This window comes from Mesorhizobium sp. C372A (genome assembly GCF_030323245.1).
Lineage (GTDB): Bacteria > Pseudomonadota > Alphaproteobacteria > Rhizobiales > Rhizobiaceae > Mesorhizobium.
Genome location: NZ_CP100475.1, coordinates 2,951,904 through 2,976,172 on the forward strand (window position 1 = coordinate 2,951,904; position 24,269 = coordinate 2,976,172).

18 protein-coding genes are annotated in these 24,269 nt (G+C 60.6%); 9 read left to right on the forward strand and 9 right to left on the reverse strand.

What is annotated here, in order from left to right:
- The first annotated feature begins 533 nt into the window (after positions 1-533).
- Genes asnB (NLY42_RS14030) through nadE form a run of 4 tightly spaced genes read left to right on the forward strand, consistent with a single transcriptional unit; the run spans position 534 to position 5,329 of the window.
- Positions 534-2,471 (forward strand): asparagine synthase (glutamine-hydrolyzing), encoded by a 1,938-nt coding sequence (asnB, locus tag NLY42_RS14030; protein ID WP_023747181.1) that lies wholly within the window; start codon positions 534-536, stop codon positions 2,469-2,471.
- Between the two features lie 22 nt (positions 2,472-2,493).
- Positions 2,494-2,757, forward strand: coding sequence for an acyl carrier protein (locus tag NLY42_RS14035; protein ID WP_023671787.1), 264 nt, complete (start codon positions 2,494-2,496; stop codon positions 2,755-2,757).
- Between the two features lie 23 nt (positions 2,758-2,780).
- Entirely contained in the window at positions 2,781-4,328 is a 1,548-nt protein-coding gene (locus tag NLY42_RS14040) for a class I adenylate-forming enzyme family protein (RefSeq protein ID WP_023754983.1), read from the forward strand.
- A complete protein-coding gene (nadE, locus tag NLY42_RS14045) occupies positions 4,325-5,329 on the forward strand; it encodes an NAD(+) synthase (RefSeq protein WP_023754982.1) in 1,005 nt (334 codons plus the stop codon). The genes NLY42_RS14040 and nadE overlap by 4 nt, the downstream gene beginning before the upstream one ends.
- Before the next feature lie 133 nt (positions 5,330-5,462).
- Here the strand turns inward: nadE and NLY42_RS14050 are convergent, their stop codons facing one another.
- The 5 genes from NLY42_RS14050 to NLY42_RS14070 form a co-directional block, all read right to left on the reverse strand.
- Complete coding sequence (locus NLY42_RS14050) at positions 5,463-6,578, reverse strand: hypothetical protein (RefSeq protein WP_023696870.1); 1,116 nt, start codon at positions 6,576-6,578, stop codon at positions 5,463-5,465.
- Entirely contained in the window at positions 6,575-7,303 is a 729-nt protein-coding gene (locus NLY42_RS14055; protein ID WP_023683444.1) for a N5-glutamine methyltransferase family protein, read from the reverse strand. Before NLY42_RS14055 ends, NLY42_RS14050 begins: the two co-directional genes overlap by 4 nt.
- Before the next feature lie 169 nt (positions 7,304-7,472).
- A complete protein-coding gene (locus NLY42_RS14060; protein WP_023686306.1) occupies positions 7,473-8,603 on the reverse strand; it encodes a glycosyltransferase in 1,131 nt (376 codons plus the stop codon).
- Complete coding sequence (locus NLY42_RS14065; RefSeq protein WP_031243977.1) at positions 8,581-10,179, reverse strand: GumC family protein; 1,599 nt, start codon at positions 10,177-10,179, stop codon at positions 8,581-8,583. The genes NLY42_RS14060 and NLY42_RS14065 overlap by 23 nt, the downstream gene beginning before the upstream one ends.
- Positions 10,180-10,397: 218 nt before the next feature.
- Complete coding sequence (locus NLY42_RS14070; RefSeq protein ID WP_023754981.1) at positions 10,398-11,660, reverse strand: VpsF family polysaccharide biosynthesis protein; 1,263 nt, start codon at positions 11,658-11,660, stop codon at positions 10,398-10,400.
- A 378-nt stretch (positions 11,661-12,038) separates the two neighbouring features.
- Between NLY42_RS14070 and NLY42_RS14075 the strand changes: the two genes are divergently transcribed.
- On the forward strand, positions 12,039-13,142 hold the full coding sequence (locus NLY42_RS14075; protein ID WP_196815211.1) for an acyltransferase family protein: 1,104 nt from the start codon (positions 12,039-12,041) through the stop codon (positions 13,140-13,142).
- A gap of 42 nt (positions 13,143-13,184) precedes the next feature.
- On the opposite strand, the gene NLY42_RS14080 is transcribed toward NLY42_RS14075, so the two are convergent.
- A complete protein-coding gene (locus tag NLY42_RS14080; protein ID WP_023754978.1) occupies positions 13,185-14,225 on the reverse strand; it encodes a glucosamine inositolphosphorylceramide transferase family protein in 1,041 nt (346 codons plus the stop codon).
- A gap of 609 nt (positions 14,226-14,834) precedes the next feature.
- On the opposite strand from NLY42_RS14080, the gene wecB reads away from it, so the two are divergent.
- From wecB to NLY42_RS14095, 3 genes are read left to right on the forward strand one after another with little or no spacing between them, the layout of a single operon-like run.
- Positions 14,835-15,989 (forward strand): non-hydrolyzing UDP-N-acetylglucosamine 2-epimerase, encoded by a 1,155-nt coding sequence (gene wecB, locus NLY42_RS14085; protein WP_023754977.1) that lies wholly within the window; start codon positions 14,835-14,837, stop codon positions 15,987-15,989.
- Positions 15,982-17,319 carry a UDP-N-acetyl-D-mannosamine dehydrogenase gene (gene wecC, locus NLY42_RS14090; protein WP_023686301.1) on the forward strand — a complete coding sequence of 446 codons (1,338 nt, stop codon included), beginning with the start codon at positions 15,982-15,984 and terminating at the stop codon, positions 17,317-17,319. The genes wecB and wecC overlap by 8 nt, the downstream gene beginning before the upstream one ends.
- The gene (locus NLY42_RS14095; protein ID WP_023725122.1) at positions 17,316-18,119 is read left to right on the forward strand and encodes a WecB/TagA/CpsF family glycosyltransferase; all 804 of its coding nucleotides are present in this window, start codon (positions 17,316-17,318) and stop codon (positions 18,117-18,119) included. The genes wecC and NLY42_RS14095 overlap by 4 nt, the downstream gene beginning before the upstream one ends.
- 40 nt (positions 18,120-18,159) lie before the next feature.
- Here the strand turns inward: NLY42_RS14095 and NLY42_RS14100 are convergent, their stop codons facing one another.
- On the reverse strand, positions 18,160-19,599 hold the full coding sequence (locus NLY42_RS14100) for a lipopolysaccharide biosynthesis protein (RefSeq protein WP_023754976.1): 1,440 nt from the start codon (positions 19,597-19,599) through the stop codon (positions 18,160-18,162).
- Positions 19,600-19,767: 168 nt separating this feature from the next.
- Between NLY42_RS14100 and NLY42_RS14105 the strand changes: the two genes are divergently transcribed.
- Complete coding sequence (locus tag NLY42_RS14105) at positions 19,768-20,886, forward strand: glycosyltransferase family 4 protein (RefSeq protein WP_031244345.1); 1,119 nt, start codon at positions 19,768-19,770, stop codon at positions 20,884-20,886.
- Between the two features lie 18 nt (positions 20,887-20,904).
- Here the strand turns inward: NLY42_RS14105 and asnB (NLY42_RS14110) are convergent, their stop codons facing one another.
- Positions 20,905-22,794 (reverse strand): asparagine synthase (glutamine-hydrolyzing), encoded by a 1,890-nt coding sequence (gene asnB, locus NLY42_RS14110; RefSeq protein ID WP_023754974.1) that lies wholly within the window; start codon positions 22,792-22,794, stop codon positions 20,905-20,907.
- A 222-nt stretch (positions 22,795-23,016) separates the two neighbouring features.
- Positions 23,017-24,258: a glycoside hydrolase family 5 protein gene (locus tag NLY42_RS14115; RefSeq protein ID WP_031244346.1), complete on the reverse strand. Its 1,242-nt coding sequence runs from the start codon at positions 24,256-24,258 to the stop codon at positions 23,017-23,019.
- Positions 24,259-24,269 lie beyond the last annotated feature (11 nt).

The window sequence follows — 24,269 nt, forward strand, 5'->3', positions numbered from 1 at the left end:
TTCCAGCCTTAGCCGCCCGTGTCCGGCCATGCCAACCCGGACAAAAGGCCTAGAGCGATCAACCGTTCTACAGACACGTTGAAACCCCCGTCATCTCTTGATTTCGAGGCAAATTGCTTGAGAAGCGCCGCGCGCTTGTGCAGAGAAAACCGTGTCACACTTTTTTGGAAACGCTCTGGTCCGTTCGCGCCTAGGGCGTGTCGGAAAACGCTAAGCCATTGCAACCGTTGAAAAACCTACCGCAATAATAGTCAGCCCGGCAGCCTGCGGTTGAATTTGCCTTAAGATCGCCAGCACGTTGCGCGCGGTCCGTTTGTATCCAGGCGGTTCGCCACGTCGGAGCGCCTGGGCTATCGTTCCGGCTATTACGGCCGCAAGCGCGAGGTGATGGAGAGCCATCGCGTCCTAGCCACGAAGACCACATCGTGGCAAACTTCTTGTTAACCACATGCCCGGTGAAATTATCGGATTAACCCCAGATGCCACTATCGAGGTTATGTTCCGTACCTTAGCGTTCAATATGAGTTCAAGGGATGTGTGGATTCGGGGGTTATTTCGGGTCAATCCGGGATGCGGAAGCTTTGCTCACGCACATGGTAGCCGCAATTGCCCATCGTGGGCCGGATGAGCAAGGGAAATTCGTAGCACCCGATGCCGGGCTCGGGCATGCGCGGCTGTCGGTGATCGGCATCGGCGATGGCCAGCAACCGATGTCCGACGAGGCCGGCAATTTGACGATTGCGTTCAACGGCGAGATTTTCAACTACATAGAACTGCGCGAAGGGCTGATCGCCAAGGGCCGGGACTTTCGGACGTCGAGCGACACAGAGGTCATCCTTCAGCTCTATGAGGAGATGGGCGAAGACTGCTTGTCTCTCCTGAACGGTGATTTCGCCTTGGCGATATGGGACAATCGGCAGCGACGAATGGTGCTTGCACGAGACCGCATGGGTGTCCGGCCGCTGTTCTACACAAGCAAGGACGGGGTGCTTTACTTTGCCTCGGAGATCAAAGCCCTGCTGAAGGTCCCGGGCGTCTCCGCTGAAATTGATCCGGTTGCGCTGGATCAGATCTTTACGCTGTGGGCGCCGATCGCTCCGCGCACGGCGTTCCGCAATATCCACGAGTTGGAACCGGCAAGTGTGATGATCGCGACGCAGGGGCAGGTCACGGTCAAACGGTACTGGCACCTGGACTATCCGCATCGTGATGAGCCGTCGAAGATCACGAACGAGGACCACGCGGCAGAGGAATTGCAAGCCCTTCTGACCGATGCGGTGAGGCTTCGCATGCGGGCCGACGTGCCGGTCGGTTCCTATCTTTCCGGAGGGCTCGATTCGTCGCTTGTTTCGGCGCTTGCCGCCGGCATGACTCCTCGGAGACTGGAGACATTTTCCGTAACCTTCGACAGCGCCGAGCATGACGAAAGCGCCTTTCAGACCGAAATGGCCTCGGCGCTCGGCACGCGCCACCACGCCATAGAATGCGGCGCCCGCGATATCGCCAGCGTCTTTCCTGAGGTCATCCGCTTTACCGAGCGGCCGATCATCCGCACGGCGCCAGCGCCACTCTACAAATTGTCCGCGCTGGTTCGCCAGGCCGGCCTGAAGGTGGTGCTGACGGGTGAAGGCGCCGACGAGGTCTTCGCCGGCTATGACGTCTTCAAGGAGGCGCGTGTCCGCCGGTTCTGCGGGCGGCAGCCCACATCGCGCATTAGGCCGCAGCTGTTCCGCCGGCTTTACCCGTATCTGCCGGGCCTGCAACAGCAATCGGTGGAGTATCTGGCTGCCTTCTTCGGCACCAGCAACGCTGCCCTCGACGATCCGCTGTTCTCGCATCGGCCACGCTTCAAGACAACGGCGGCGGCGAAAATCTTCTTTTCCGGCGACCTGCGCGCGACGTTGAAGGGTTATGACGCAGCTGAAGAGCTGACCAGCCGCCTACCCGAGGCGTTTTCCCTATGGCATCCGCTGCATCAGGCGCAATATCTCGAAACCCGCTTCCTCCTGCCCGGCTACATCCTCTCCAGCCAAGGCGATCGGATGGCCATGGCGCACGGCATCGAAGGGCGGTTTCCTTTCCTGGATCATCGCGTGGTAGAGTTCGCGGCAAGACTTCCGCCGGAGATGAAACTGAAAGGCTTGATGGAGAAGCACATATTGCGCAAGGTGGCCAGGCACCACCTTCCGGCGGCGATCGGTAAACGCACCAAGCAACCTTACCGCGCCCCGGAGGCCCGCTCCTTCGTCCGGGCGGAGGAACTAGACTATGTTCGTGACTGCCTGGGCGAGGCGAGCATTACTGCCGGCGGCCTGTTCAACGCCAAGGCGGTGGCCAAGCTCCACGAGAAATGCCGCATGGAGACCGCGACCGGATTTCGCGACAACGCCGCCTTCGTCGGCATTCTGTCGACGCAGCTGTGGCAGAAGAATTTCGCCGGCCAAGCGGTCGGCGCGGCAAGAGCGGCCTGAGACGGCGAGGAAAAGGAAAGACATGATGACGGCAATCAAGGACAGGGTCAGAAGCTTTATCGTCGATAACTTCCTGTTCGGCGACACCTCCTACAAACTGTCGGATTCAGCCTCGCTGATCGAGAACGACATTATCGACTCGACTGCGGTACTTGAGCTGGTGGCCTTCATCGAGGACAATTTCGGCATCGCGATGGTGGACGCCGACATCGTTCCGGCCAACCTGGACTCGCTTGACCGCATCTCGTCCTTCATCGAGGCGAGAGCACAAACGCTGGCAGCGTAAGCGCCAACGGCGAGGAACGTCCCGTGCGGATCGAGCATTTTCTGGTGGCGAAGGCTGCTGCCCACCCGGCCAAGACGGCATTGGTCACCAAGGGCAAAAGGCTGAGCTACGAAGAACTCGACGACCTTTCGAGCCGGCTGGCCACCGCTCTCTTCATGAATGGGATCAGGCGCGACGACCGCGTCCTGATCTTCATGGACAATTGCTGGGAGGCCGCCGTATCGATCTTTGCCGCACTCAAGGCAGGTGCGACCTTCAGTCCGATCAACCCCTCCACAAAGGCCGACAAGCTCGGTTACATCATCGCCGATTGCGACGCCAGGGCGGTCCTGACGCAGGCGAAGCTGATGCCCGTGGTCACCGAAGCCTGCGCATCGCAAGGCAAGACCGGCATCTTCGTGGCTTCCACTCCTGAGGCCGATGGGCAATGCCCGGCAGGGGCCGCGTCCCTGACTGACTGCCTGACGTTCGATAGCGCGGAGGTGAACCATCGCGGCATCGACGTCGACCTTGCGATGCTGATCTACACGTCAGGTTCGACCGGCCGGCCCAAGGGTGTGATGATGACGCATCGCAATTGCGACGCTGCCGCGGGGTCGATCGCCACCTATCTGCGCAACGCGCCGGACGACATCATCCTGAACGTCCTCCCGCTTGCCTTCGACTATGGCCTCTACCAGTTGCTGATGGCAGTCAGGCTCGGGGCCACGCTGGTGCTCGAGAAGTCCTTCGCCTTCCCGCACGAGATCTTCGAACGCATCCGCAAAGAGGGCGTCACCGGCCTTCCGCTGGTGCCCACCATGGCGGCGATGATCCTGCAGATGCGTGATCTGGCGCCGGGTTTCCTGCCCAGCCTCCGCTATATTTCCAACACCGCGGCCGCCTTGCCGCCAGCCCACATAGAACGCCTGCGCTCACTGCTGCCCGGCGTCCGGATCTATTCGATGTATGGGCTGACCGAATGCAAGCGCTGCACCTATTTGCCACCCGAGGAACTTGACCGCCGGCCAGGGTCGGTCGGCATAGCCATCCCCAACACGGAAGCCTTTGTCGTCGACGACCTTGGACAACGCGTGCCGGCGGGCGTGGCAGGTGAGCTCGTTATCCGCGGTCCGCACGTCATGCAGGGCTATTGGCGCAACCAGGCCGCGACGGAACGAGCGCTCCGGCCGGGGCCTAACCCTTGGGAAAAGGTGCTCTATACGGGCGACCTGTTCCAGACCGACGAGGACGGCTTTCTCTATTTTGTCGGGCGTAAGGACGATATCATCAAGACGCGTGGCGAGAAGGTCGCCCCCAAGGAAGTGGAGGCAGTGCTCCACGCCCATCCAGGTATCGCGGAAGCGGTGGTCGTCGGCGTGCCGGATCCGGTGCTGGGGCATGCGATCGGCGCGCTCGTCGTGCGGTCCGATCCGGCGCTTGGCGGAAAAGACATCATTCGTCACTGCGCGCGGCACCTGGAGGATTTCATGGTCCCCAAAATCATAGAGTTCCGCAGCGAATTACCGAAGACGGAGTCGGGCAAGGTCAGCCGCCGGCTCGCGGCTGAGATGATGGAGGCCGAGCAATGAACATCGGCTCAACCCAGGATGCGCGGGCCTTCACGCAAGCCCTGGTCATCGATCCCGCCGCCGAAACGGACAGGATCGTGGCGGCCCTGCGCGAGCAGTTGCGCGGCATTCGCAAGCGCGGCCTCGTGCTCGGTCTTTCGGGCGGTATAGATTCCAGCGTTTCGGCTGCATTGGCCGCGCGTGCCGTCGGCCACCAGAATGTGCTGTGCGTCCTCATGCCGGAAAGCGATTCCGACCCCGAAAGCCTGCGACTCGGCCATCTGGTCGCCGACACTTTCGGCGTCGAGGCCGTTGTGGAGGATATCGGGCCGACCCTGCGGGCAATGGGCTGCTATGAACGCCGCGACGCCTTCATCCGCGAAATGGTCCCGGACTATGGCAAGGGCTGGGCCTCAAAGATCGTGATCGCGAACGTGCTCGAAGGCGAGGGCTACAACATCTCCTCGCTGGTGGTGCAGGACCCGCAAGGCAAGCAGACGAAACTGCGGATGCCGGTGGCGGTCTATCTCGGCATCGTTGCCGCCACCAACATGAAGCAGCGCACCCGCAAGCAGATCGAATATTATCATGCCGACCGGCTGAACTTCGCCGTGCTCGGCACACCGAACCGGCTGGAATACGATCAGGGGTTCTTCGTCAAGAACGGCGATGGCGCCGCCGACGTCAAGCCGATCGCGCATCTCTACAAGACGCAGGTCTATGCGCTAGCCGCCTATCTCGGCATTCCGGAAGAGGTCCGCAACCGGCCGCCGACCACCGACACCTACTCGCTGGCGCAGACGCAGGAAGAATTCTACTTCTCCCTGCCTTACGATCGGATGGATCTGTGTCTCTACGGCCTCAACAACGGCGTGTCCGCCGAGGTGGTAGGGCAAGCGGCGGGATTGACCGCCTCACAGATCGAACGCGTCTGGGTCGACATCGCCGCCAAGCGAAAGGCAACGCGCTATCTGCACCTGCGCCCGCAGCTCGTTGACGGCGTGGGCGAAGTCGGCTCCTGACCTATGCATATCGAGCAAAAGTGATCCGGTCTTGCGATACGACATGCATGAAGAAATACTAAGCTCTTGTCTTTACGCAATTCCGGACGGAAAGCCGCGCACCCTTTCCTGGAATTGCTGTAGGCGGAACGCTTCAGGTGAAGCGGCCGCCGATCAACTGGCTCCACTGCTCGCCCGCAAGCCCGTTCAGAAAGACCTGCGCGTTCTTCATGGCATCGAGAAGCTCGGGATCGCGTGAATGCACGACGGTCGAGGCGACCGGTATGAAGGCTATGCGTCTTACAAGCATGGCGTCCAGAAGCGCGGGCTGGACGCGGCCGCGCAAGCCGGAGACACCGCGCCGGGCGGCATGCTCGACCAGGCAATCGATCACCGGCCCGGCCTGGCCGGGAAGAGCGAGGACCTGCAGCACGCGGCCGATCCCGTCCGGTCGCGCGTAATAGGCGAAAGCGCCGACATTGGCGCCGTTCGGCGATGCCACCGACACGTAGACAAGCTCTCCGAAATCCGGCTTTTGCGCCGCATCGCCCAGAATATGGTTGAGCTGACCTTCCGCCCACTGCGGACGTAGCGGAAATTGGGCGCAAAGCGGCTCCAGCAGCCCCGCAAAGCTGCCGCTGTCGATCTCGGAGGTCCGAAATGCCCCCCGGCTCGATGCGTTGGCGACGACGCCGGTCCAGCGTCGTTGACTGCCCTTCATTTTGCGAAGGTAGAGCCGGTCGACGATCCGGGCGAGCGGGTTGAACATCCAGGCAAGCTTCATGTGATTGGCAAAAAGGCTGAGCATGAAGGTCGCCGGCCGCATCACGCGAACCCAGTCAAGGCTGTATTGCGGCAGCACAACGCCGCGAAGCCGCGTCCACAGTTTCACGGACGTATCATTGGCGGTTTCGCTGAAGGAGATGTCCTGCGGACCATCGAGGAAGGCCTTCAACAGGCGGGCACCGGCCATCGGATCGGTCTCGTGATCCTCGACCATCAGCGAGCTGCAGATGGCAGCGTAGAGCTGCCGGCCGTTGAATTTCATTGGCAGCGCATGAACGCCGACGAACCCGGAAACCTGGCCGGCGTCATTGACATGGACAAGCGAACGGAGCCCGCTGCCCCAGTCGGGTGCGTCCAGATAAAACCGCCTCATGTAATCGACGAGGGAGGCCGGCGCTGGCCCCCGCTTCTTGCGCAGCATGCGTTGAAACATGCCCGCGACGGCCGCAAGGTCGGCCTGATCGAGGGCGCGGACGACGCTCACGCCGGGCTCCCGGTTCCGGGAACCCGGCCACCATGTTTGCGCGCCATGGCGACACGGGGCTGGCCGTCGGCCGTCACGGCAAAGGTTGGGGTTTCGTAGGATTTCGTTCTCGATAAAAGGGTTGCTATCTGCCGATCTTGACCTTCGCCGAACTCAAATAGCAGCCATCCGCCTGGCTTGAGGAAAGCTGCGGCATCCCGGACCAGCCTTTGGAGGATCGAAATACCGTAAGGGCCGCCGTCGAAAGCTTCCCGAGGTTCGTTCTCCAACAGATGCGCGCTTTCGCTATCGAGACGGGATGAGGAAATATAGGGCGGGTTGCACACAACCATGTCGGCAGCGCCGCGGAGGCCGTCACCCTCGATCGCGGCAAATAGGTCGCCTTGCCGGACCTTGATCCTGTCCTGCCGGGCGAGGCGCACAACATTGCGGCGGGCAAGCGAAACCGTGCTGTCGGTCAGGTCCGCCGCCCATGCCCGAGCCCGAGGACATCCGCTGACGATGCCCACGGCAAGATTGCCGCTGCCGCAGCACATGTCGATCAGGATCGTTTCGTGCGCCTGTTCGCCAAGAATGGCCGCGGCCGTCCGGCCAAGCAGTTCCGTTTCGGCTCGCGGCACCAGGACGTCAGGCGCGAGTTCCAGCTCAACCCGCATGAAGCGGTGCAATCGCGGCCAATTGCGATCGTTTGCACGGCCGGCAGGAAGGCTGTGATGCTGCGGCAAGGAAAATCCCTATCCTGAGGATAAAACGCGGGTTCCCTGTTGTTACCAACTCCGGGTAAATTGATGTTAAAGATCATGATTGGATTGGGAGTAACCGGCCTATGTTGGCGGCGTCCTGTCCCATCAATGGCGAATTCCTGTGCCGCCGCAAGCCGATCCATGCGCTAATTCAGAGCAACGCCTCGTACCGGTCTCCGATCTTTTCAATTTCGAAATCCGCCGCCCTGCTTTTCAGGATCGCGGCGGTTGTCGGCTGGTCGAGCATTCTGGCCATCGCCACTGCCAGAGCCGCGGCATCGCCGACCGGCACCAGGGCGCCGAAGCGGCCGTCATCAAGTATTTCGCGCGGGCCGTGCGGCGCGTCCGTGGAGACCACCGGAATCCCCGCTGCCATGGCCTCGACCAGAACATTGCCGAAGCCCTCGCTGGTCGATGATAGGACGAACAAGTCAGCTACTGCGTAGCAGGCCGCCGGATCATTGACATAGCCCGCAAACAGAACGTCTGCGCCGATACCGGATTCTTCGGCATAGGCGCGCAGCTCGTCGGCCAGCGGACCCTCGCCGAAGATGACAAGCCGGGCCCGGCGGCCGGCGCGCAGCACAGCGAAGGCCCGCAGCAACGTCCAATGATCCTTAACCGGCACCAGGCGTCCGGCGGTGATGATGACGGGGCCGTCGCCCATCGCCGCGAGCTCTGCCTGCCAGGCGTAGGAGCGTTGCTGGGATGCCGCAGCCGGCGGCAGCGGGTTGTTGATGACCACGACCTTGGATTTCGGGAAGCCTCGGGCCACAAGATCGCCGCCGACACCCTCAGAAACCGCGATGGCCCTGGTGGCGCGGGCCGCAACCAGGGCCGAAAGCCAGACCGCCATTTTCGCGCCAAGGCTGCCGGAAGGCAATGAGGCGGCGGCGTGGAAACTCGGGAAGAACCGCGCCCTGCTTCGCGCGAGGGAAAGCGCCAGCGCCACGACCAGATTGGCGAATTCCGGGGCGCTGTAGATCGCGTCGGGAGAAAGGCGGCCAAGCAGGCCCGCGCTTCGCACGATGCCTTTCAATGTCGCCCACTTGCCATAACCCTCGCCGCGAATGGGGAGGCCGAAATCGACCAGATGCACGGCAGGCGAAAGCAGGGCGGCATTGGGCCCCTGCGCGTTCCAGGTAAAAAGCGTGACGTTGTGGCCGCGCGATGCCAGCTCGTTCGCTATCAGGACGAACACACGCTCGGCGCCGCCGCCCCTGAGGCTGGCAATGTGAAAGACAATCCGCTTCGCCATTTCAGGCGCGGCTGGCAATGACATCCGGGCGGTTCGGCGGAAGCCGCATGTCGCGCACGATACCCAGGGTAATGGCGAGCAACATGCCGAGGATCATGCCGCCAATGGCCCCCAGGCCGATCATCACGACGGTGCGCGGGGGCCATGAACGGCCCTTTGGCGGCACTGCGGTGGAAATCACCTGCACATTGGTGCTGTCGATCTGTTCGCGCTCGGTTATCTGGCGTGCCCGCGACAGGAAGCTCTCATAGATAGCCGTCTTCGACGCGGCGTCACGTTCAAGCTCACGCAAGGCGACCTCGGAATCGCTATCCGAGAACACGTTGCCCTTCAAGTCATTCATCTTGGCATTGAGGGAGGCCGACGAGGTTTTGGCGGCATCGAGATTGACCTTCGCCAGGCGCAGGGTGCGCGCGTATTCGGCGCTGAGTTGCGCGCTGACCGTGTTGTACTCCGTCTTAAGCCTGACGATCGACGGATGACGGGGGCCAAAGGTCATCGACTGCGAATCGATCTGCTGGCGCAGGCCGTTGGCCGTTGCGCGCAGTGCCACAAGCGCCTCCGACGTGGCGGGACCGGAATTGGTGCCGTTTGCGCCGGCGGCAAGCAGGGCGTCGTAACTTGCCTGCGCGGCGATGACGCGCGATTGCGTCTCCACGATCTGGCCGTTGAGCTGGGTCATGGTTTGCGAGGAAACAAGCTGCCCATTGCTGGTGGCCAGATTGTGGCTGCGCCTATAGGCCTCGACCTTCTCTTCGGCCGCCTGCACATCGCTCTTGAGCTGGCCCAGCCGCCCGTCCAGCGCGGCCGCGGCACGGCTGGCGCCGGAAGCCTCGGCGCTGGCCAGCTCTTCCTGGAAAGTCTTGACGATATCCTGCGAAATCAGGATCGCCTTAGCGGGGGTTTCCGCCGATACCATCAAGGTCGTGACAAACGACTTTTCATCCGCGATGCTGCTAACCCGTTCCGCCAGGTTCTTCAGGGCGGTAAGCTTTGGGTCGGGTTTGGCGCCGTCCGTCCCTGTGCGGCTTCGGTCCGCGTCGAAGAACTCCGGGTCACTGGCCAGGTCAAGATCGTCTACAACACGTGAAAGCACGCTGCCCGAGGTCAAGATGCGCTCTTTGCTGCGCGCGCTGAGCAGCTGTCCATCGACCTGGGCCGATTGCGGGTAAAGATCATTCGGAACAACCTGAAGATTGGCGGGATTGATGAGGATGTCCGTGGTCACGGTGTAGCGCTGCTTGCTCAGCAGAGCGTAGGCACCGCCGATGATCCCGCCGGCTATTGCCAGCAGGCATACCAGAGCGAGGCCGGCGCGCAGCCAGACAAACAGACGCCCGAAATCGAGTTCGAGAAAGGTTCCGATCTTGTTGAGCGTCACCGTCGTGACGGGCTCGGCTACAGGCGGCGCCACGGGTGCAGGCGACACAGGGGCCGACGTTACAGGGGCCGACGTTACAGCGGGTGCCGCCGCATGTGCCATGATCGGCGCGGTTTGTTGCGGCTTTGGCCTGCTGGCGCGCCGCGCATTTTCGATCCGTTCATAGGGGCTAATGCCGGCGGCGGCCGCGGCTGGAGGAGGACCGGAAGCGGCGGACATCATGCTAACCCTTTAATATTCAATACGCACAGCCTGCTTTACGGAAACATCGTTAACATTTCATTTTCCAGGCGTGTCAGGCGCGTTCCGGAACAGCGATCTATCCACCCTTGGTCGGTATTCTGCCACGCCCGTCGTAGCCTGGCAAAGCGTGCAGGCGTTTCAAATGGAAATACAAGAGGTCGTCGCGAGGGCACCCGCAAGGAGCGGGCTTGGCGTCATGTCGCTGTTGATGCTGGTTGGCCTTGAAGGGGCGTGCCGGTTTGGCGCCCATCCGGCTTTCGATAAGCGAGCAACAAGATGACGAGCAGCATGATATCCGGCGCCTTCGAAGAAAGGGCATTGTTTGACAATGCCGCGAGAATGGACGCGGCCGCTGCGATATGGGCGGCCCGAGGCGTATTGCGCAGGAGCTTGAAAAGGAACCGGAAGAAAGCAAAGGCGAAGAGCAGGGCGATCGGCAGGCCGAACAAAAGCGTAAGAACGACCGGCGTGCTTTCGATGAAGGGGAGGTTGAGCTTTTCGTTGACGATCTTCAACAACTCGTTGGGATTCATGCCAAGCAGGATGTCCCTCCATTCAACGAACTTGAATACATCGTAGATCTTGACGCGCGCGTCGTAATTTTGATCAAAGAGCGTGTTGCTGAAGCGGTTCAGCAGCCCCGCCGAAAAGAGTATCGCAATCATTATGGCGCCACCGGCCAGCGTCAGCATCAGCACCAGGAGTTTGGCCTGGCGTTGATGTCTGGGTGACAAGTCCGGCCAAGGCAGGAACACGAGCAGGAACAGGATCTCGCCGCAAGCGAGCAGCAGGGCGGTGCGCGCGCCCGAAGCGGCCGTGCCGATGAAGAGAATGAAGATGCAAAGCGCGCACACCCAGATACGCCACCGCGTCAATGCAACGAAACCTATGGCGGTGGTGCAAAGCGCGCCCAGCGCCAGCGGATGGGCCGACAGTCCGATCGGCCGAAAGTCCAGCTCAACGAGGGGATAGGGCAGGAATCGATGCTGGGTGACGGCCTCGATCGTTCCGATGATGGCGCTGAGGACGATCATGCCGACGATGACATTGCCAAGCGCCCTGCGCACATGGTCACCCAGGGCAAGCATGATCATCGCCGCGGCACAAGAGACCAGATAGGAATCGATTATGAAGCCGGCCGAGCCGGCACGGCCTATCACGAAGAGATAAGGCACCAGCCACAACAGCAGCAGCGAATATAACAATGTCGCCTTGAACAGCCTGACTTCATCGCCTTCGAGCCGAATTGGCCGGGTCGTGGCGATGACGACAAGCAGCAGAAAGATCGCATAGGTCCCGATATGCAGCTTTTCGGGAAACGACCCCCCCTCCGTCGAATAGGACATCACCATATTCATCAACTGCGGAGAGATGGTCGAGCGGAGCAGGAAAGCGAAGGCCGCGAGGAGAAAGAACAGGAGTGTGAGGGCGTCTTGGCGGCTGGCCTGCGCGGTCACGAACTGTTGCTCTGTGGGGGTGACACTCACGATTATCTGACCAGCGTTGCGGCTTGCGATTGAGATGGCAGGGGACGAACGCACCCCGGGTACATTTTCCTGCACGAACGTAAAGGAATATGGATAACCCGATCTTAACAGTGGCGATGCCGGGCATGGGCCGCCACATGTCAGCTTTGCCGAAAAGCCGGACACCGCTCATTGAAATCTCACCAAAGTGCGCCGCGTGGGAACGAATGCACGCAATGCACTTGCGCGACATGCATCGGCAGCCGGATTTACGCTATTTCGTGAACTCGGTAACCCACACTTAATTGGCCGGTCGTATTGATGGCGATGCTTTGCACGGCGCCCGACGCGCTGCCTGTGGACGGCACAATGGCATCAGGCGCCGGCAAAGCGCAGGAGATCAAGGTGAAGAAATTCTATTCGATTCAGTATCTTCGCGCCTGCGCCGCCTTGCTGGTTCTGTTCGCACACGCCTTTTCCTATCAGATTGGCGTGGACAATCTGATTATTGTGACGGCGGGCCGCCTGGGCGTCGTTCTGTTCTTTGTCATCAGCGGTTTCATAATGGTCCATATTACGGGAGATGGTCCGTTTTCCGCTGCCACCTTCCTGAAACGCCGAGCAATCCGGATCATCCCCCTTTACTGGCTTTTCACCAGCCTCGCCGCGGTTCTGGCGGCGCTCGCGCCAAGTCTCTTCCAGAAGACCGTCTTTACATGGCCTCACTATCTCCAGTCGCTCCTCTTCATTGTTCACGAAGCGCCTGGACGGGATAGCGCCAGTCCAATCCTCTCACTCGGCTGGACGCTCAATTACGAGGTATTTTTCTATATCGCTTTTGCGGTGTTCGCATTCCTGTCCGTGACCTCGCGCGTATTTGTGCTGACGGTCTTTTTCATTGCGATGTGGATAGCCGGGCTGTGGCTGGCTCCCACCAACCCTGTTATCCAGTTCTATCTCAACCCTTCTCCGGTGGCATTCGTAATCGGCATGTGGATAGGGCGGCGCTATTTGGACGGTGATTTCACTTCCGACATACGCCATGCCTGGATATTCGGCGTAATGACCGCTGCAGGCGTGGTGCTTTCATTCGTCGATGACGGTACGCCGCTCTTGGGTCAGATCAGCTTCGCGGGACAAGCAATGTGGGCGGCGGGCCTGCTTCATCTCAGCCTCATTCTGGAGCCGAAACTCAAGCACTGGAGCCTTCTCGAGCAGTTGGGCGACGCTTCCTACGCGCTTTATCTGTCGCATATCTTCGTGATCGGCGCTGTGGCGTACCTGGCCAGACGCACCGTCGGATTCGAGCATCCGACAACGGTATTGTTGGTGTCGGTGGTCAGCATCGTGGCAGCCTGCCTCGTCAGTCTGGTGATTTACGAGATGATCGAGAAACCGATTCTTCAGACCCTGAACGGCAGAAGGAAGACGAGAAACACACCGCTTCCTCATATTGCCACGGAGAACAAATAAGCAGGCCACGCAACGGGACGCTCACGGCTTTCAGCGCTTCAGTCAGCCCGCGCTGTCCACGACCTCGACATTGCCGGCGCGGTTAAGCGTATGAATGCCCGTGCGTGCCCATGCCGGACCCGCGCCGATCGGCCGGGGCGAGGCAAAACAGACATCGGACGCGTCGAGTCGCTCAAGCCGCATCAGCCCCAGACCACCGCCATAGGCCCTCGATCCGTTCTGCACCGGCAGCACCAGGGCATCGTCGTGGCGGATAAAGGCGCCGCCCGGCCGGGTGGCCGAATGATCGACGGCAATGGGATTGAGCGGATGGGCGACCCATGGCCCGCGCAGCGAGGGTGCGCAATAGACCGCCATCGTGTCCGACGCGCTGCCGTAGCCGAACCGCTCCGTTCCAACCAGCCAGAAGCGACCGTCGGATTCGAGCAGCGTCGCGTCGTTGAAATCCCTGTCCGCCATCAGCACCGTGTCGCGGACCCAGCGGTCGGGAAACTGCGCGGCGCGATAGAGCACAAGTTCGCGAGCCGAACCACTTTCGGGGATCATGAAAATCTCGCCATCGTGTGCGAACACCTGCGGATACGACAGGTGGTGCGCTTCCTCCAATACAACCCTTGGAACACCGAAAGTGCCATCGTCACCGAGCTCGGCGACGGAAATCACGCCGCGACTCGTCGCGTAGGGGAATTCCTCGACAAACAGATGATGGCGGCGGTCGGCCTCGAAGACGAACGGGTCGGCATAGAAGCGTTGGCCATCGTCCGGCAGGACTGTGAACGGTTTGCCGTCGAGTTGCCCGGTTTCGGCGATGCCTGGTCCGTCGATCACCCGATAGGCAACCTGCCAATAGAAGGGGCGTCGTCCCCGCCTGATTTTTTGCACGGCGCGATCGATCAAAGCCCTGCCAAAAAAGGGCACATAGTGTCGAACAAAACTGTCGTTCTTCAGGATGGGCACCGGGTTGTCGCTTACCGGCACAAGCTTGCCCGCAAAGAAGCGGGCGACGGTTTGCATGATCAGCGACATGGCGCCGGCGAGCAGGTCGTTGCAGCTTCGAGATAGCCAGAGCCTGTCTGCCAGCATCGGTCTAGCCTGGGCCACGACAACGCCATCGAGGCGAGCGCCAAGTTCAGGCAATTGTCCGCTCGCCAACATTGCGGCAACGCCGGCTGGAAAGCTGTTGCGACCGCAAAATTCGAGCCTCAGGACTGGCGCGTCTTGCCCCGTTGCGCTGGCAGTGAGATCTATGACGAGGTCCGGAGGGCCGCGATCGATGGGCGGCAACGGCTCGGACCGGCCCGCCAGCGAGGGACCGAAACGCCGGCTCTCGATCGCCAAGACAGTGTCCAGCCCCCGAGCGGTTGGCGCCGGCGCCGGCGCGTGGCAACTCGAGACCACATAACCTGCCGCACCCAACCGCATGAAAAGCTCATTTTCCCAGCGCCGGGATGCGACGGCGTGGCCGATGATTAGAATATTAGTCAACCCAAGTTATTCTCGTTAAAGCAAAAGATGGCTTTGCTCTGGTATCTTTCCCCACAGTTCCTGGCAAGGGTTGCCCAAGGGGGGCTGCGGACTCTAGCGTTAATCATACGTTAATTTTTTTGAATACGAAGGCGGTTCAGGGCGCTATTGTTAGGCTGAAAGCACATGTCAGCCGGGCGCCCACGCTTTCGGTGACCAGGGTCAACCATGAACGCCGTTTCACATCCGAACTTGCCCTCAAGGCGAAAACTGCTGATCGTGTTCGGCACGAGGCCGGAGGCGCTCAAATGTTTTCCGGTGGCGCGCGCCGCGCTCGCCCATCCAGGCTTTACCACGGAAATATGTGTGACGGGCCAGCATCGCGAGATGGTCGATCAGGTCATTGAACTGACGGGCCTGCCGGTGCACTACGATCTTAACATCATGCAACCAGGTCAGACTTTGTTCGACGTGACCTCGCGCGTGCTCCTCGGAATGGCGGGGGTGCTGGAGAAGGCGAAGCCGGACGTCGTCATCGTCCAGGGCGACACAACCACCGCAATGACCGCGGCTCTAGCTGCCTTCTACAAGCGCATTCCGGTTGCCCATATCGAGGCGGGATTGCGCAGCCACAACATCAACTCTCCCTTTCCGGAGGAACTGAACCGCAAGATTGCCGGCAACATCGCCACCTGGCATTTTGCGCCGACCACCGAGGCGCGCGACAATCTCATCGCCGAAGGAAAGGCTGCGAACACCATCTTCGTAACCGGCAATACCGTGATCGACACGCTGCTGCATTTCTCCAGCGAGATCGATGCCGACAAGTTGATGAACGCCAAGCTCGCCGCTCGTTTCCCCTTCATCGATCCGACCAAGAAAATGATACTCGTCACCGGTCATCGCCGTGAGAATTTCGATGGCGGCATCCAGAGAATCTGCACCGCGCTGAAGGCATTGTCGGCGCGCAGGGATGTGCAGATCATCTACCCGGTCCATCCCAACCCGAATGTGCGCTCCGTGGTCGAGGCCGAAATCGGGACGGTGCCGAACATCCACCTGATCGACCCGCAGGACTATTTGCCGTTCCTGTACCTGCAGAAACAGAGCTACCTGGTGTTGACCGACAGCGGCGGCGTGCAGGAAGAGGCGCCTTCACTCGGCAAGCCGGTGCTGGTGATGCGGGAAAACACGGAGCGACCCGAAGGGATCGCCGCTGGTACTGCCCGGCTGGTCGGCACCGATATCGAAAAAATTCTGGCCAATGCCAATAGCCTGCTCGATGATGAGAGCGTCTATCGCGGCATGGCGGAGAGGCACAATCCATACGGCAATGGCCAAGCTGCGAGCCGGATCGTTGAGGAATTGCTGAATCATGGCTGAAATCAAAACCGTTTCCGTTATCGGCATGGGCTATATCGGCCTGCCGACCTGTGCCATTTTTGCCAGCCGCGGACTCGATGTCATCGGTGTCGATATCAACGAGGCGGTGGTCGCGAAGGTCAACCGCGGCGAAATCCACATCATCGAACCGGACCTGGATGGTTTGATCCAGAAAGTCGTCGCCAATGGCAAGCTCAAGGCATTCAGTACGCCTCAGCCGGCCGATGCCTATATTATCGCCGTTCCAACTCCGATCACCCCGGACCGCAAGCCGGATGTCAGCTACGTGCTTGCGGCAGCGCGAAGCATCGCTCCGGTGCTAAAACGGGACGACCTGGTGGTGCTGGAATCAACATCGCCGGTCGGTACGACGCGTGTCATGACAGCGCTGCTCGCTGAACTGCGACCCGATCTCAAATTTCCCGTCGCACATGGCGAGGAAGCTGACGTCCTGGTCGCCTACTCTCCTGAGCGCGTGCTGCCGGGAAAGGTGCTGACCGAACTGATCAACAATGATCGCTCGATCGGCGGGCTGTCCCGAAAGTCTTCGGAGCGGACAGCGGCACTCTATTCAAGCTTCGTCGCCGGCGACCTGTTCATAACCCAGGCCGAAAGCGCGGAACTGGTTAAGCTGACCGAAAATGCGTTCCGCGATGTCAATATCGCCTTCGCCAATGAGCTTGCGGCGGTGTGCCAGGATCTGTCGCTCAACGTCTGGGAGGTAATCGATCTCGCCAACCGGCATCCTCGCGTGAACATCCTGCAGCCGAGCCCGGGCGTGGGCGGCCACTGCATTGCGATCGATCCGTATTTTATCATCGACGCCGCACCGAACAATACGCGGCTGATCAGTTCGGCACGGCGCATCAATTCCGAGCGACCCTTGTCGGTGGTCAGGGACATCGAGGCATTGCTCGACCCGACCCGCAAGCAGACGATCGCCTGTCTTGGCCTCAGCTTCAAACCCAATATCGACGATATGCGCGAGAGCCCGGCTGTCGAGGTTGTTAAGCTTCTGTCCAAGATTCCCAATATCAAGATCGTCGCTGCCGAGCCCAATGCGCGTCAGTTGCCACACGAGCTCGAGGGCAGCGGCGTCATGTTCACCGATGCACTTTCCGCTATTGACCAATCCGATATCGTCGTCCTGCTGGTCGACCATCGACAATTCAATCTGATCGATCCCGAAGCGCTCAAGGACAAGAAGCTCGTCGACACACGGGGCCTGTGGACCTGGCGCAAGGCGCGCAAGCCCGACGCCCGCATCGAAGGCAAGAAATCCGAAATGGAACGCTCGCAGTCTCTCGCTCGCACCGGAGAAGCGGCATGAACTCGCATGACCCGGCATGGGCGCAACACTCCCTATTGGCATCACGCCGCCGCGAGTTTCTCGGTGCGACCATCCATGCGCTGACCATGGCCGAGACGCTGGCCATCGCAGACGAGGCGATGGCGACGCGGCGGCCGCTTCATCATGTTGTCGTGAACGTCGCCAAGCTTGTGAACATGCGCAAGAATGCCGAACTGCGCGAGGATGTCGTCGGGGCGGATATGGTCAATGTCGACGGCAAAGGCGTGCTTTGGGGCGCACGGCTCTGCGGCGTCGAGTTGCCGGAGCGTGTGACGGGCGTCGACGTCATGATCAACCTGCTTGCGCTGTGCGCCAAGCGTGGCTATCGCCCCTACCTGCTGGGCGCTGAACAGCACATTCTCGACGCAGTTGAAAGCCGACTTGCCAGAGATCATCCGAGCCTGGCCATTGCCGGCCGGCGCAATGGGTATTTCAAGGCGGAGGAAGAGGCCGCGATCGTCGAGGCCATCAACGCTTCAGGTGCCGACTGCCTGTTTGTGGCGATGCCCACGCCGAGCAAGGAGCGCTTTCTCAAGCGCTATCGCGACGTACTCGCTCCGAGTTTCGTCATGGGCGTGGGCGGCAGCTTCGACGTCTATGGTGGAAAGGTCGCCCGGGCACCGAAACTGGTTCAGGCGGCGGGCCTGGAGTGGCTGTTTCGCGTGGCGCAGGAGCCGCGACGCTTGTGGCGCCGCTACTACGATACCAACACCGCCTATGCACTGCTGCTGTGGCGTGAGTTCTGGTCTCGCCGGGGACGCCGAAACGTCAATCCGTAGGCTCGCGACTTTCAGACAAGCATGCCTCATTGCGCGGGATTTATGCGATCCGGAGCCGTGCCCTTAGCTTGCCGATGAACTGCGTCACGGCCGCGGGGTGAAACAACCAGGTCAGTCCCAGGAAAGCCGCAGCGCCGGCGACACCGCCCGCCGCGAGCGGAAAGATCGCCGGCATATTGCCCAGCGCAGTGCTGGCAACGCTGGCGGCCAGTCCGGTGCAGATAGAAATGATGGCCGAGACAGCGATGTCGCGCCAGGGAACCGGCACCGGCGTGAGCCTCTCGGCGATGACGATGCAGGCTGCAAGACCTGCCAGCGATCCGCCCGCCAACGCCAACGCCGCGCCAACCTCCGCCATGGTGGGGATCAACAGAAAAGACAGTGAAATCGTTGCCACCGAGCCGAAGGAATTGGCGATGATCAGCAACCACGGCCGCTTATGTGCGTGCACCACGACGCCATAAACGAAGCTTGTGAGATTGGCACAAAGAACGCTGAAGGCGATGATCGGAAACAGCAGACCGAAGCGACCATGATATTCCGCGGTCAGCAGGAGTCGCGTGATGTCGCCGCTGAGCGCGATAAGCATTGCTGCGACCGGCAGGCAAAGGCGTATCATCAAGGCCATGAGTTGCGACAACAACCGCCCGGACGCCTCGGATCCCTCTTCGTCGAAGCGGCTGACCACTTCTGGAAATGCGCCCATGTTGATTGCGTTGGCGACCATATCGATCGGCTGCCGAGCCAATGCGTAGGCGGCTGCGAAGACAGCCACCGCGCCGGCATCGTAGTAGAGCTTGAGGAAGACGCGTTCAGCGCTGTTGAGACCGAAACCGACCAGCGCCATGATGACGAGGGGCACGCCGAGGGCAAAAAACTCCTTGTGGGTGAAGCGCGGCGGGCCGCCAATAACGCGCCCGGATGCCACCACGCACGCCACGATGCCGGCAATCAGCACGGCGAGGCTCGAGCCGAGCGATACCGTCAGAAACGAGCGTTGGAAGATAAGGATGGCGGCGATCGGCAAGGCCAGTTGCAGCAGGCCGCGCAGATATTCAAGCATCGAATAGAGGGAATGACGCTGCTGCATTTGCAGCACCGTCAACGCGAACCGGCTGATGGAGCCGGCAATCAGATAGCTGCAGACGGCGATTGCAAATTCGATCCAGCGCTCCGGCACGATCACCGCCGAGGCGATCACGGATATGATCAGGGCCAGCACCGTGGTGGCAAGCAATACCTGTCCGGCAAGCATCAGGCTGCCACGGCTGACGTCGCCTTTTCCACCAAGCCGCAGCAAGGCAATGCGCAGCCAGTTGGTAACGGCAACATCCGTCATTTCGCCCACGGTGACCACCAGGGTCAGCAGGCCATACTCGGTCTGGTCGATCAACCGCGTCATGACGACCAGCAGGAGCAGAGCGGAAACCCGCGTCAGCAGAATAGCTGGGCCATAGATGAGTGTGGAACGGAGCAGCAAAGGGTTGTCCCGGAAAATTTTGCCGTCGATTAACCGTTGACCGACGGGTATTCCAGCATGATGACGGCAAAGGGTGAACGGATACAGTTTGAACCAAAAGATTTGTCGTAAACCTTTTTTGGAACCTTTGCTTTACGGTCACCCGGCATCCGCAATCCAAATGGTGTCATGTTGCAGCGTCTCGCCCACAATAGAAAAATACATGTCCTGGTCGCAACGCCCTCGGGCGTTTCGGGACAAGGCGGCATTGACCGGATCATGGGGGCGCTGAAGCAGGAGTTCGAACGGCAAGAGATCGCCGACATCGATCTGAGCTTTCTTTCCAGCCGTGGCCCGGGACATGTCGGGCTTTCGATCTTCTACATGCTTGGTTTTTGCGCGCGGATGCTTGCGGCCCGCCTCGACAGACGCGCCGACGTCATTCACATCAATATATCGGTCTCCGGCAGCACCTATCGCAAGATGATGATCGCCGCCTGCGCCAGGCTGTTGTCGATACCATATGTCCTTCATCTGCATGGGGCGCAGTATCAGACATTCTGGAAAGATGATCATAGTTTCATGAGCCGCCGTATCAGGGCTCTGTTCGAGCATGCCGGCCGGGTGATTGTCCTGGGGGGGCTTTGGCGCGATTTCGTCGCCAGCCGGGCACCGGCGAACGGCGGCAATATTGTCATCGTTCCCAACGCCACGGCAGTTCCTTCCCTGGCGCATGTCGGCGGAGGCGATCACGTGCACATCCTGTTCCTCGGCCGCATCGGCGAGCGAAAGGGCGTGCCGCAGTTGGGCGAGGCGCTGGAGCGGATGAAACATCTCAGGGGTTGGCGTGCCACGATCGCCGGCGATGGTGAGGTCGAGCCGGCACGAGCGAGGTCGGTCGCTCTAGGGATTGCCGACCGTATTGCTTTTCCGGGCTGGGTGGGACCTGACGAGGTCGCATCACTGATCGCTTCGGCCGATATTCTGGTGCTCCCCTCGTTCGCCGAAAATCTGCCAATGTCGGTGATCGAAGGCATGGCGGCCGGCCTGGCTGTCGTGGCCACCCCGGTTGGCGCGGTCGAGGACATCATCACCCACGAACAATCCGGTCTGTTGGTGCCGCCCGGCGATGTGGCGGCGTTGACCGAGGCGTTAACTCGGCTGGTCGAGGATACGGCGCTGCGCGCGCGGCTTGGCGCCGCCGCCATGGCGGTGCACCGGGAAAGGCTTGAGCTTGCACCGTTTGTCGACGCGATCTGCGATGTCTGGAGATCGGTCGCGTCCGAGGCGCGATCGGTCAAGCGCTGACGCTGTCCTTCATTGTCGTCACTGCGGCGGGCCAAGCGCGAATTCGCGGTGGAATATCTCCAGGTTCAAAAGCGCCCATATCAGTTTTTCGTGGTCCGCGGCGCGCTCGGCGTGCTCCGTGACAATCTGGTCCAGCTTCTTGGCGCTCAAATAGCTACGGATGACCGAATGGGACGAACACAGATGGTCTCGTACATAATCGCTCATCGACCCGCGGAACCATTCGGCGACGGGCACCTTGAAGCCGATCTTTGGCCGGTTGAGGGCCTCGTCGGGAACCATGCCGGCCATGCAGTCGCGCAGGATCTGTTTGCTGCCCAGGAGACCGAGCCTGTAACGATCGGGCAGCTGGCTGACGAAGGAAACCAGATCGCGATCAAGGAATGGCATTCGCCCCTCGATTGAACCGGCCATCATCATCCGGTCGCCCCGTTCCAAGAGGTTGTCGGGCAACCACGATGTCTGATCAAAAAACAACACACGGCGCAGATGGGATTCCGTCACACTCGAAGAGAACGGGAAATCGTTGCGGTCATGGCCGCAAGTGGCCAACCCACCGAGGAGCGAATCGCGTTCCCGCGCCGTCATGGCTCCAAACCAGGAGATCATCCGGGTTGCAAAGTCCCGTTCACCCGCGCTTCGGGCAAATATGTCGAACTTGGCCGATGCGCCGGGCAATGCGCGCATCAAAGGGGCGAGGAGATTGTTGTGAAGCGACGCTGGAACAAGTGACCGGTAGACACCCGCCAGAGACTCTGCGCGATGTTTGGGGTAGCCGCCGAGTATCTCGTCCGCACCTTCGCCCGTAAGCACCATCTTGACGTCCTGCGAGGCTCGAACCGACATCAGGTAAATTGGAATGTCCGTACTTTGTGAAACAGGTGCCCCCCGATGGCGGACCATCTTGGGCAGATGATTCATCAGGTCATCCGCCTGGATGACGATTTCGCAATGATCGGTCTTGAAATGATCGGCGACGCGCCGGGCGAATGGAAGCTCGCTGTAAGCCTGTTCGCTGAAACCGACCGAAAACGTACGAATGGGGTTGTCGCTGTGCCTGGTCATCAGGGCAACGATTGCCGACGAGTCGAGGCCCCCGGACAGAAAGGCGCCAAACGGCGCATCACTGCGCATCCTGATCTCGACAGAACGGTCGAGCAATTCCAGAAATCGCCGCTTGGCGGTTCCTGGATCGATATCCGCTGTCAGATCGGTCTGATCCGGGGGCGCATAGTAGCGCGTTTCCGTTACTTCCCCTTGCGACCACACAGCGTAGCTTCCCGGGTTGAGCTTGCGGATCTGTTTGAAAAGCGTCCGCGGTCCAGGCACGTAACGCCAGGTCAGATACTCGCGCACTCCATCCAGATCGAGCTGCTGGCCATCTGGCTGCGCAGACAACAACGCGCTGATCTCCGAGGCAAACGACAGCAAATTTCTGCCTTGCATGAGGTAAAGGGGTTTTTTTCCAAAGGGGTCGCGAGCGAGGATCAATTCGCGCCGTTGAGCGTCCCACAGCGCAAAAGCGAACATCCCGCTCAATCGGTCGAACATGGCCAGGCGCCACTGGTCATAAGCCCTGAGCAGCACTTCCGTGTCGGAGCGTGTGCGAAAACGGTGGCCGAGACCGATCAACTCCTCACGCAACTCGATGTAGTTGTATATTTCGCCGTTGAAAATAATCCGGAGCCGTCCGTCCTCGGTCTGCATCGGCTGATTTGAATCGGCGTTTAAGTCAATAATCGCCAGGCGGCGATGCACCAATGCCAACTGGTCCTCGCCTGTGTTCAGGTCCAGGAGTTCGATGCCTTCGGCATCGGGACCACGATGCTGCAAGGCATTCGACATCCCGGCGGCCCGATCTTGTGGCTTCTCGACCCTGCGCCCAATCCAGCCGGCAATTCCGCACATTCTTTCCCTTGGCCCTCTTTCCCTTGTTTGCGTATGATCGAGGACACCAATCTACAGCGAATATATTAAATAGCTGCTCGGTGGAGTGATTTTAAAACTGAGCCTGATTTGGTTCGATCAGGCCCTCTCGGCTGCAACTGGAGACGACAGTCCTTGGGTTTCACGCGATTGATCGCCAGCAACCAGGCAGACCGCTCGAACCGATCCTGACCCGATGACGAGTTATGGCAGGCCCAGTGCCCGCAACATCTCCCGGTCCGGGATCGCAGGCCCCTTGGGTTGGATAACACTCATTCCGTAAGGATTGGAGAATTCCCAGGCCGACCACGGCATCGCGAAGCGTTCCGCCTCTCTGCGCACTGCCATGAGATAGCGCAGGCGATCAGCATCGAAAGCTCCCATGCGGCCATCCGCAGACATCAGGATAACGCCGAATTCGCCCACGAACAGGCGTCTGCTCGCTATGCCATGGGCTTCAGCCCAGTCGACCGCCTGACGGAAACCCGCTTCGAGCTGGCTCTGCCCCCAATTCTGCTCAAAGTATCGGGCGATCGTTTCACGCGCCGAGGCCATGTTCATCACCTCTTCGATCTGGCTCAAGCCGGCGGCGTCCATCTGCGCCTTGAGGGTTTCGGCGACCACTTCGGGCGTGCTGGCGTCGGCAGGCCAGGGAAGGCCGGAGGAGAAAGCGTTCTTGTCATCGGCCCGCTGGTGCGTGAAGCTGTGCGGATCATACATGTGGAAGCTGTAATAGACGTTGGGGTCGTCGAAGTTGGGGTCCAGGTTGACCAGTCCCGCGATGCTCCCGCCGCAGGCGCCGGTCGCGACGATGGTGAGTTCGCTGCTGACGGCGCGAATATCGCGAACCGTGCCTGCCATGATCCGCTGCCAGTCATCGCTGCCGCTTGAATCGCAAGGGTAGTAGGCGGGCTCGTTATAGGGCTCGAGGGCGACCTTGTCGGCGCCAATTTTGATCAGCATGGCAGCCACCGCCACTACCATTTTGCGATAGCGGGCAACACCCTCGCTGTCGGCCCCGCCATGGATTATTTCCATGCTGTAGGCCGGAACCTGGCTGACGCCATGCAGATCGAAAACCACCTTGAGCCCGCTTGAAACCACCCGCTGCACCGCAGCGGCAAGCATGTCCAGCGCCTGTTGTCGTTTGGCGCCCTCGCTGGCAAGCAGAGGGCCAGGGTCGACACTCAGCCGGACAAAGTCGAAGCCCATGGATCGAATGCGACCAAACTGGTCGCCGTCCGGCCAATCGGTGAGCGGCCTGCCGCCCGCAAGCCATTCCTTCTCGCTGCGATAGGGCGGCCATTTGTAGGAACCATCTTTCTCCACCGACGACCAGTTGAGCCATTCATGGACGCCAACGCCGCGCTCAAGCGGGATCGGCGCCGCCTCGGCTGACAAAGCCATGCCAAGCGCGCACGCTATGACGTAGACAACTTTTCTCATCGCAAAACTCC